The 10410-nt window shown below is 70.7% G+C and carries 8 protein-coding genes; 4 read left to right on the top strand and 4 right to left on the bottom strand.

What is annotated here, in order from left to right; all coding sequences use genetic code 11:
- Positions 1–265: 265 nt before the first annotated feature.
- The 4 genes from D7W81_RS35745 to D7W81_RS35730 all read left to right on the top strand — a co-directional run bounded on the left by D7W81_RS35745 (position 266) and on the right by D7W81_RS35730 (position 6298).
- Complete coding sequence (locus D7W81_RS35745; RefSeq protein WP_120559860.1) at positions 266–1891, top strand: serine/threonine protein kinase; 1626 nt, start codon at positions 266–268, stop codon at positions 1889–1891.
- Positions 1888–4455, top strand: a complete 2568-nt coding sequence (locus D7W81_RS35740) for a TonB-dependent receptor domain-containing protein (RefSeq protein ID WP_208721586.1) — start codon at positions 1888–1890, stop codon at positions 4453–4455. The genes D7W81_RS35745 and D7W81_RS35740 overlap by 4 nt, the downstream gene beginning before the upstream one ends.
- Positions 4452–5693 carry a hypothetical protein gene (locus tag D7W81_RS35735; RefSeq protein ID WP_120559859.1) on the top strand — a complete coding sequence of 414 codons (1242 nt, stop codon included), beginning with the start codon at positions 4452–4454 and terminating at the stop codon, positions 5691–5693. The genes D7W81_RS35740 and D7W81_RS35735 overlap by 4 nt, the downstream gene beginning before the upstream one ends.
- A 122-nt stretch (positions 5694–5815) precedes the next feature.
- The gene (locus tag D7W81_RS35730) at positions 5816–6298 is read left to right on the top strand and encodes a response regulator (RefSeq protein WP_120559858.1); all 483 of its coding nucleotides are present in this window, start codon (positions 5816–5818) and stop codon (positions 6296–6298) included.
- Positions 6299–6306: 8 nt separating this feature from the next.
- Here D7W81_RS35730 and msrQ read toward each other — a convergent pair whose 3' ends face one another.
- The 4 genes from msrQ to D7W81_RS35710 all read right to left on the bottom strand — a co-directional run.
- Positions 6307–6924, bottom strand: a complete 618-nt coding sequence (msrQ, locus tag D7W81_RS35725; RefSeq protein ID WP_120559857.1) for a protein-methionine-sulfoxide reductase heme-binding subunit MsrQ — start codon at positions 6922–6924, stop codon at positions 6307–6309.
- 4 nt (positions 6925–6928) lie between these two features.
- Entirely contained in the window at positions 6929–7918 is a 990-nt protein-coding gene (gene msrP / locus D7W81_RS35720; protein WP_120559856.1) for a protein-methionine-sulfoxide reductase catalytic subunit MsrP, read from the bottom strand.
- Between the two features lie 34 nt (positions 7919–7952).
- Positions 7953–8696 (bottom strand): fatty acid desaturase, encoded by a 744-nt coding sequence (locus D7W81_RS35715; protein ID WP_244227670.1) that lies wholly within the window; start codon positions 8694–8696, stop codon positions 7953–7955.
- Positions 8697–8753: 57 nt separating this feature from the next.
- On the bottom strand, positions 8754–10410 hold a 1657-nt coding region (locus tag D7W81_RS35710; RefSeq protein WP_120559854.1), incomplete at its 5' end, for a DUF8614 domain-containing protein.

The raw sequence follows: 10410 nt of genomic DNA, 5'->3' as shown, positions 1-10410 counted from the left end.
CCCCTCCTCCACCCGGGATGACGCGACGCACCACCCCCCGGGAATTGTGCGGCAACGGACGCTGATTTCCGCGTTTTCCAACCCCGCCGGGGACGCGGCAGCACGGGAAGTGCGGGAGTGCGAGCGCGCGGCGCGGGCCGGAAACTCGGGGCCCGGGCGCGGCGATGATAGCGGCACGTCTCTTGGGCGGTTTTCCAAGGCGGTGCTAGCATCCGCCGGGTCCGAAACGACGTATGCGGTCCTTTTCCAAGCCTTGGGGGAACACATGATCGAAAGCGACGCCCGCCGCCAGGGCGCGCCCGCCGACGTGCCGGATCCCCTGCTCGGGCGGATCCTCAACGAGCGCTTCCGCATCCTGGAGACGCTTGGCGCCGGAGGCATGGGCCGCGTCTACAAGGCCATGCAGGCCCCGTTGGACCGCCTGGTGGCGCTCAAGGTCTTGAACCCGCAGTACAGCGGCGAGGGCAAGGACCCCGGCTTCCAGAAGCGCTTCTTCCTGGAGGCCAGCGTCACGGCGAAGCTGCGCCATCCGAACACCGTCACCGTCATCGACTACGGCAAGACGGAAGACGGCATCTACTACATCGCCATGGAGTACCTGGAGGGGCTGACGCTGTCGCAGCTGCTCACCCAGGAAGGGCCGCTGCCCTGGGAGCGCGCGCTCACCATCGGGCAGCAGGTGGCCCGCTCGCTGCGCGAGGCGCACAAGGTCGGCCTCATCCACCGCGACCTCAAGCCCGCCAACGTGATGATCCTCAACCAGGAGGCCGACCAGGACGTGGTCAAGGTCCTGGACTTCGGTCTGGTGAAGTCCTTCGTGGGGGACGCCTCCATGAAGGAGGACACCACCCTCACGCAGGCGGGCGTCATCCTGGGCTCGCCGCAGTACATGGCGCCGGAGCAGGCGCGCAACATCGCGGATCCGCGCAGCGACGTGTACAGCCTGGGCGTGGTGCTCTACCAGGTGCTGATGGGCCGTCCGCCCTTCCAGGCGGCGCAGAGCATTGACGTCATCGTCAAGCACATCAACGACCCGCCGCCCCCCTTCCACACCGTGTGGCCGGACCACAACGTGCCCGCGGAGGTGGAGGCGCTGGTGATGAAGTGCCTGGCCAAGCGCCCGGTGGACCGCTACGCGTCCATGGACGCGGTGATCCAGGGCATGCGCACCGCCGCCTCCGCGTCCGGCGTCAGCGGCGTCTTCGCCACGCGCACCGGCCTCAACGCGGTGGGCTCCGGCCCCCACAGTGGTCCGCACAGCGGCGTCCACTCGGGGGCCCACTACGCGCTGGGCTCCGGCCCCACGCCCGCGCCCAACACCATGGCGCTGGACATCTCCGTGGACGAGGCCGGCGGCCTGCCGCGGAAGAAGTCCGGCAAGGTCCTGGGCATCGCCCTGTTCGGGGTGTCCCTGCTGCTGGGGCTGGGCGCCGCGGGCGTCTTCGTGCTGCGCGGCACCCAGAAGCCCCCGGTGGAGCCGGCCGTCCCCGTGGCGCGCACGTCCGTCGCGCCGCAGCCGCCCGCCCGCGAGTCCGCCGCCGTCGCGGAGGCCCCCGTGGCGCCGCCTCCGGCCGCTCCCCGCACGGTCCGCCTCGACATGGAGAGCGATCCCCCCGGCGCGCAGATCACGCTCGACGGCGCGGTGCGCGGCACCACGCCGCGGGTCATCAGCTATACCCCGATGGTCGTCACCCAGACCTCGGGCAACCCGGACGTCGCCACCGTGAAGGTGACGTTCGAGCTGGAGGGCTACCAGCCCGTGAGCAAGGTCTACTCCGGTGAGCTGGGCTCCACCGTCAACGTCTCCGTCAAGCTGATCCGCATCAAGAAGCAGGGACCGAAGCCCACCAAGGCTCCGGGTTCCGCGTACAAGGACGATCCGTACCAGTGAATCCCCCGACAGCCTTCCGACGTGGAGCGCTCCTCGCGCTGTGTCTTTGCGCGACCGAGGCCCTGGCGGACGCGCGCCTCGAAGCGCGCCGCCACTTCCGCAATGGCATGAACCTCATCGAGCAGAAGCAGTTCGATGAAGGCATCGCCGAGCTTGAAGCGGCCTACGCCATCAAGCCGCACCCCAGCGTCCTCTACAACATCGCCCGCGCCTACCAGGACGCGGGCCGGTTCGACGAAGCGCTGGACCGGTACAAGCGCTACCTCGCCTCCAACCCGCCGGACGCCGCCAACGTGCAGGCCCAGGTGACGCGCCTGGAGGCCACCATGCAGGCGGCCCAGGCGGAGGCCCCCGCCCCCGGCACGCAGACGGGCACGCCCGGCACGGGCTCCACGTCCAGCCTGCCCATGCCCCCGCCGCCCCCCACGAGCATCCAGGCCCAGCAGCAGCTGGCCGAGCTCATGGAGCGGCTGGAGAAGGCCGTCAACCGCGCGGAGTCCCTCACCGCCCAGCCTCAAGGGGCGCAGAAGCCCGCGGCCAGTTCCGGTACGGAGGGCGCCTCCAGCGGCAGCGCCGAGTCCGGCGACACCTCCGGCGACGAGGGCCTGGTGCCCTACGAGGAGCGCGTGGTGACGGCGAGCCGCCGCGCCCAGTCCTCGCTGGAAGCGCCCAACGCCACCACCGTCATCACCTCGGAGGACATCCGCCTGTCGGGCGCCACCACGCTGCCGGAGCTCCTGCGCCGCGTGCCCGGCGCGGACGTGATGGCCATGGGCGTGGGCAGCGCCAACGTCAGCCTGCGCGGCTTCAACCAGCGCCTGGCCAACAAGGTGCTGGTGCTGGTGGACGGCCGCACCGAGTACCAGGACTTCCTCGGCCTCACGGTGTGGGCGGGGCTGCCCATCGGCCTGGAGGAGATTGACCGCATCGAGGTCATCCGCGGTCCGGGCAGCGCGCTGTACGGCGCCAACGCGATGCTGGGCGTCATCAACATCATCACCCAGGCGCCCGGCACCGGCCGGCGCGCGCGCTTCGGCGCCATGGCGGGTGGCGGCAACACCGTGCAGGGCTCCTTCGTCAGCCACGGCCAGAACGGCGCCCTGCGCTACCGCGCGTCCGCCGCCTACCGGCAGGAGGACAAGTGGAGCCGAGATTACGAGTCCGGCCGTCCGGACTTCGCGCTCCAGGGGCCCGCGGATCCGGACCTGGGCCAGCGCGGGGCTCGCGCCAACCTGTCCACCGTCTACTCGTTCGAGGAGGGCCGCGCGATTGGCCTCTCCGGCGGCGTGCACCGCTACCTCACGGAAATCTATCCGCTGGGCCTCTTGCGCAACTACTACATCGACGGCCTGGGCGCGTACGCCAAGGCCGACGTGGAGCTGGGCGCGGTGAAGCTCAAGGCGTTCTGGAACCACCTGTCCGGCGACGCGGGGCCGCAGTACGAGGCCATTGGCCAGCGCTCACTGACCACCAGCGTCGCGTCCAACGTCTTCAACGGTGAAGCGCTGTACGCGCGCGGCTTCGAGCTGGCCGGTGAGCACCAGGTGAACATCGGCGTGGAGGGCCGCCTGAAGCGCGTGGCCTTCCAGTACCTGGACGGCCTGCGCGAGGAGTTCCACGCGGCGGCCTTCGTTCAGGACGACTGGCGCATCGTGCAGCCCCTGCGCCTCATCGTCAGCTACCGCGTGGACCGCCACCCGCTGCTCGACAAGGGCAGCCCGGGCATCGCGCAGTCGCCGCGCCTGTCCGCGGTGTTCCAGCCCATGGAAGGGCACGCCTTCCGCGCGTCCGTGGCCACCGCCTTCCGCGAGCCCACGTTCCTGGAGAGCTACACCCGGCTGCCCGTGCCCGTGCCGGGCGTCAACGGCGTGAGCCTGCTGACCACCGGCAACCGGACGCTGCGCCCGGAGCGCCTCAACGCGCTGGAGCTGGGCTGGCGCGGTGAGTCCCCGCGCCTGGGCCTGGACTGGGACGTGGCCCTCTACCAGAACACGGTGAAGGACCTCATCGCGCTGTCCCCCGTGCAGTCCCTGCCCGCCGGCGAGTCCTACGACAGCGGCTCCGGCAGCTACCTGCTGGGCCGCTCGCTGTTCACCAACGAGGCCGCCATCTACACCGCGCGCGGCGTCGAGGCGGGCATCAACGTGTCCCCCATCGACGGCCTGGGCGTGAAGGCGAGCGCCTCCTACCAGCACGTCAGCTCCGACCTGCCGGAGGCAGAGGGCCAGTGCGGCACGTGCAGTCAGACGCCGGCGTTCCGGCTCTTCGGCGGCGTCACCTACCGCACGCGCACGGACCTGGAGTTCGGCATCGAAGCGGCGTTCACGACCTCCACCACCTGGGTGGAGCGCGAGCCCTCCGCGTCCGACCCGACGCGCGTGGACCTCATCGCCAACAACCTCCCCGCGTACACCGTCGTCAACGCCCGCGTGGGCTACACCGTGGTGAAGGACTTCGTCTCCGTGGCGCTGCAGGGCAGCCAGCTCGGCGGCAGTCACTCGGAGCACCCCTTCGGCAACCGCATCGAGCGGCGCGTGTTCGCGAACCTCACGGTGACCCCATGAAGCGCCCCCTGTCCCTCCTCGCCTTCGCGCTCGCGTCGCTCCTGTCGGGGGGCTGTGACGCCCCGGACGTGGTGCCCACCGCGGACGGCCGTCAGCACACGCGCTCCGCCCGCATCGAGGGCAGCCTCGTGGTGCAGTCGCGCGCCCGCGGCAACGCCATCGTGTTCCTCTACGACGCGGCCAACCCGCCGCCGCCCGCGGGCTCCGGCCGTCCGCTGGCCTTCACCGTCGTCACCGCCGCGGAGCTGTTCGGCGCGTCCATGGGAGACAGCTCCACGGGCCCGTTCACCGCGCCGTTCGCGCTGAGCCTCGTGGAGCCGGGCCGCTACCTCCTGCGCGGCTTCATCGACACGGACACCTGCCGGAGCGTGCCGCAGCCCTGCCACGTGTCCGACTTCAACCCCTGGTACGGCGTCACCTCCGAGCCCAACGCGGGCGACGTGGGCGGCGGCGCGGTGGACCCGGCCAATGGCGCCACGCGCATCCTGGAGGTGACGGCGGACGCGGACGGCTGGCCCCAGCCGCTCACCGGCGTCTCCGTGTCCTTCGCGGACTCCGCGACCGTGCCCTTCGACCGGCCCGCCTTCCAGACCGCGGACGCGCGCGAGTTCAACCCCGCGACCACCCCCACGAAGCTGCTGACGCTCACGCCGCAGCCGCTCACCGGCGCGGTGGATCAGCGTCCGCCCGGAGCCGGTTCAGGGGGCTTCTGGGTGCAGCTCGCGGACGCGAACAAGGACGGCATCCCGGACGACGCCAACGGCGATGGCCAGCCAGACATCGCCTGGCCGCGCGTCGTCGTGCGCAAGCTGGCGGAGGGCGTGACGGGCTACGTGGATGAGAACGACCTGGACCGCGACGGCAGGGTGGACGACGAGGGCGTGGACTACGCGCGCGTGAGCGGCGGCCCTGACGAAAAGCCGGACGTGGTGGTGCTGGCGGCCGGCCTGGTGCCTGATCCCCTGCTCGCCGTGCTGCTGGATGCGGAGGGCAAGCCCCGCCCGCAGCCCGTCTTCGTTCCACAGCTCCTGGTGGCCATCCGCGCGCAGGCGCTGGATGCGCGTGACCCCGCCGCGCCCGCGCCGCTCGCGGCAGTGCCTCCGGGTCGTTACAGCGTCACCCTGGTGCAATCCACGGGGCAGACATGGCGGCTGCCCAATGAGCTGAACCCGGCGCTCGCCGAGGCCGTGGGGCTGCCAGGCGTGCAATCACAGGCCTTTGTTCTGGAGGTCCCGTGAGGTCGTTTCCGCCCTCCTGAAATCGCGGCGCGGCGCCCTGCGTTGCTTTGACTTCGCAGGGCCCATCCGCGACCATGGGCGGAGCCGCTGGAGGCGTTTTCCTCCCCGAGGTTTTGATTCTGATGAAGGCCGGTCCTCTCTCCGCCCCCGAAACCGCGCCCTCCCGTCCCACGGGGAGCACGCCCACGGTCCGTCCGGCCGGGGGCACCGGACCGCAGCGAGTGCTGCTGGTGGACGACAGCCGCTCCATCCGGACGCTGCTCAAGATCTACCTCATGGCCCGCAGCTTCGAGTTCCTGGAGGCCGAGTCCGCCGAGGAGGGCCTCAAGGTCGCCGAGGTGGAGCCCGTGGACCTCATCCTCACCGACTTCCACATGGACGGGATGAACGGCGCGGACTTCGCGGGGCAGATCCGAGCCAGCACCAACGCCAGGCTGTCCAAGGTCCCCATCCTGATGATGACGGGCGACCCGAACGTGGCGGAGGTGCGCGCGCTGGGCCAGAAGGCCGGCATCAGCGCCTTCGTGCGCAAGCCGGTGAGCTGCGCGCAGCTGATGACGCTGGTGGACACCATCCTCCCGCTGCCGCGCGCCGCCACGAAGTAGCCCGCTGCTCAGGCCGGGCGCTCCCGCGCGAGCGCCCGCCGCTTGCGCAGGGCCTCCCCCAAGCGCACGGCGAAGAGCAGCGCCAGGACGGCCCCGTAGAGCACCGGCTCCGTGACGTCCTTCTTCACCCGCCACACGAAGTGCACCACGCCCAGCACCGCGGCCACGTAGGCCAGCCGGTGCAGGCGCTGCCACTTCGGGAAGCCCAGCCTGCGCACCCATTTGTTGGTGGAGGTGACGGCCAGCGGCGCCAGCAGCATCAGCGCGGTGAAGCCCACGGTGATGAAGGGCCGGGTGAAGACGTCCTCCGCCATGGCGCGCACGTCCAGGCCCTGATCCAGCACGGCGTACGTGAGGAAGTGCGCCGCCGCGTAGGTGAAGGCCAAGAGGCCCAGCGTGCGGCGGATGCGCGCGGGCCACGTCCAGCCCGTCACCAGCCGCACGGGCGTGCACGCCAGCGACGCAATCAGCACCGCCAGCGCGAAGAGGCCCGTCTGGTTGAGGGCGAACTCGATGCCGTTGGCCCCCAGCTCGCCCTGCGTCCCCAGCACCGCGAGCTGGAGGAGCGGCGCCAGGCCTCCGACGGCGATGGCGGGGTTCAGCCAGGGGAGCTTGGAGGAGGCCATGGTTTTAGAAGTCCCGCTTCAGGTCCATGCCGCGGTAGAGGCCGGCCACCTGCTCCGCGTAGCCGTTGAAGGGCAGCGTGGGCCGGCGTGAGGTTTCACCGATGCGGCGCTCCGAGGCCTGGCTCCAGCGCGGGTGGTCCACCGCCGGGTTCACGTTGGCGAAGAAGCCGTACTCGCGCTTGTTGGTCAGGTTCCAGGTGGTGGGCGGTGGCTCGCGCGTGAGCGTGATGCGGACAATGGACTTGATGCCCTTGAAGCCGTACTTCCACGGCACCACCAGCCGCAGCGGGGCGCCGTTCTGCGGCGGCAGCTGCTTGCCGTAGAGGCCCGTGGCCAGCAGCGTCAGCGGGTGCTGGGCCTCATCCAGCCGCAGGCCCTCCACGTAGGGCCAGTCCAGCACCGGGCTCTTCTGGCCGGGCATCTGCTCCGGGTCCTCCAGCGTGGTGAAGGCCACGTACTTCGCGAAGGACGTGGGCTGCACGCGCTCCAGCAGCTTGCCCAGGGGCAGGCCCAGCCACGGAATCACCATGGACCAGGCCTCCACGCAGCGCATCCGGTAGACGCGCTCCTCCAGCGGGAAGGCGGAGATGAGCTGATCCACGTCCACCGTCCACGGCTTGTGGACTTCCCCGTCGATGACGACGGTCCACGGCCGCGTCTTCAGCGCGTGCGCGCGGCGGGCCGGGTCGTTCTTGTCCAGGCCGAACTCGTAGAAGTTGTTGTAGGTGGTGATGTCTTCGTACGGCGTGCGCGGCTCGTCCGTGTCGAAGACGCCCTGGGCGGGGGCCACCGGCTGCGCCACCGCGCCCGCGTCCGGCACGAAGCCGTCCATGGGCCGGGTGCGCTTCATGCCCAGGAGGTACAGCCCGCCTCCCACCACCGCGGCGGTGCCCGCGAACAGGCCCGCGTTCTTGATGAGCTCGCGGCGGCGCAGGTAGAGCTTCTCGGGCGTGACTTCGGAGCCGGGGGGCTCGGGAGGGAGCTTGTCGCGCATGGCTCCCTCTATAACGCTCCAGCGCCTTTTCCGGTTACCGCCGGGCGTCCTTCACCCGCCACAGCCGCCACCAGGGCGTCCCGGGGGACTGATGGTGCTCCCAGTGGTAGCCGAAGAAGAAGCACGACAGCAGGGCCCACAGGTGGTTGCGCGGCAGGGTGCGCGCATGGTGCGGCGCCATCCCTTCCGTGTCCGGACGCCGGTGCGGCAGGTACGTGCCGAAATAGAAGAGCTGCACGGTGGCCAGCACCGACGGCAGCACCCAGAAGGCCAGGATGCGCGCCTGGGACACGCCCAGCCACAGCAGCAGGTTGAACTTCAGCGCCATCACCGCGATTTGCGGCCACGTCGTGTAGCGCACCATGAAGGCCCCGAACCAGGGCCAGAAGGCCTTCCCGTGGGCCGCGAAGTCCGGGTCGTGCTCTCCGGTGGGGTCCGCGTGGTGCGCGCGGTGGTTCACCACCAGCCGGCGGTAGGACAGCCCCGCGAAGAGGAAGCAGGCCAGCGTGCCCACCGCCCCGTTCACCCGGCGGCGCAGGGACACGGTGCCGTGCATGGCGTCATGGCCGGTGATGAAGAGGCCGGTGGACAGCCACATCTGGAGCACGACGTGCAGCCAGGGGAGCGGTGAGCTCCACGCCAGCGCCGGCCCCGCCAGCATCCACGCCAGGTGCCCGCCCCACGCGCCCACCACCGCGAGCGCGAGCACGACGCCCCACGGGTCGGGGGGCACGGGACGGGAGGAGGACTCGGGCGCCATGGCTCCCTTACTGGCCATGCCCCGTCCCCCGCGCACGGGAAAATCTCGCGGGAGGGACGGGGAACGGCCGGGACGCTACTTCGTGGCGGGCGCGGCGGCCGGGGCGCCGAAGTCCTTCACCAGCGACTCGGCGGTGACGTAGCGCGGCTCAATGTCCACCGGCACGTTCTTCAGCCGCTCCAGCACCTTCTGCACGGAGGGGCGCACCACGCCCTGCTTCGCGAGCAGCGCCTCCGCGGCGGTGCGGTCGCCCTTGGCCTGGAGGGCCATGAGCTGGTTCGTCAGCGACGTGACGGACGCCTGCATCTTGTCCGGAACCACTTCGAACGTGCCGTCCGCGTTCACCTTCACCGCGCCGGTGTCCAGGAAGTGGTTGAGCTGCAGCGCGATGCCCTTGCCGTGCGCCTCGTCGATGCCGAAGCGGATGGAGCGGAACGCGGACGCGAGGAACGTCGTGTACATGGTCCGCTGCAGGTCCTTGTCCAGCGTGCCCTTGTCCACCAGCCGCTGGAGGGCCCACAGGCCGGAGACGTCCGCCTTGGCCTCTTCGATGGCGCTGGAGGACGCCTGCAGCGCCTGACGCACCGTCGTCTGCTTCCCGGCCACGGTGACGTTGTGGGGCCCCAGGCCGTGCATCAGCTCGTGCATGAGGATGTGCGTGAAGAAGGCGTCGAAGGACACGTCCTTGCGGTCCTTCGCCGGCAGCGCCACCTTCGCGATGGGCAGCAGCACGCGCTGGAACTTGGCCTCCTGGATGTTCTTGAGCATCACGCGCTTGGTGCCCTTCTCCGCCGCCACGCGCTCGTCGTTGGGCAGGTTGAAGGCCGCCGTCTGCACGCCCCGGTTGCCGTCACCGGACGAGTACAGGCTGTTGATGACGCGGATGGGGGCCAGCGCGCCCAGCTTCGGGTTGCGCAGGCCGGCGTCGATGGGGAGGTTGTTCTCCAGCTCCTGGAGCTCCGCGCTGAACTTCGCCAGCTTCTGCGTCTCCACGTCGTCGCGCACGCCGATGAAGGCCTCGAACGCGGCCTTGTAGTTGAACCAGCCGTCCTCGTAGACCTCGTAGGGCCCGATGGTGGGCTCCACGCTCGCGTCCAGCTCCATCCACGCGACCTCGCTCGCGTAGTAGTCGTTGGACAGGAACGCCGCCGCGCGCGTCTCCAGGAAGCGCTTCAGCGAGGGCTGCTGGGTGAGCGCCGCAGCCTCACGCAACAGCTGCGCGGCCATGCCCAACTCGCCCTGGTACTCGACGCTGTACGGCACGCTCACGAACTTGCCGTCCGGCCCCTTGCGCAGCGTGGTGAAGAAGCCCGTGGCCGCGTGCTGCTGCGCCTCCGGCAGGCCCTTCACCCACGCCTCCACCTCCGCCTTGGTGGCACCGGCGGGATAGAAGTTGCCCTCGTCCGGCTTGGCCGGCACGCCGGGGATGAACGGCTTCGCCTCGTCCAGCCGTGACCAGGGGCCCTTGTTGAGCAGGAACGCGTGCAGCCGCTCCTTGCCCAGGGGCGTGGTGTCCTTCACCAGGTCCAGGAGCAGGGTCTCGTTGCCCGCCCACGCCTGACGCAGGAAGAGGGGGTCCATCATCTTCGCGGCCTGGAGCACCTTGGCCAGGGCGCGCTTCTCCGCGTCCGGCAGCTTGGACACGTCCACCTTGACGTCCACGGGGGCGAAGCGCGCGGTCATCCGCTTCAGCGTCGGGGCGTCGGGCAGGCGGGCGGGGGCCTCCTGGGCG

The sequence above is a fragment of the Corallococcus aberystwythensis genome (assembly GCF_003612165.1).
In the GTDB taxonomy this organism is placed as follows: domain Bacteria; phylum Myxococcota; class Myxococcia; order Myxococcales; family Myxococcaceae; genus Corallococcus; species Corallococcus aberystwythensis.
Note: the sequence above shows the minus strand (reverse complement) of the source record. Positions and strands in the feature narration are given on the sequence as shown.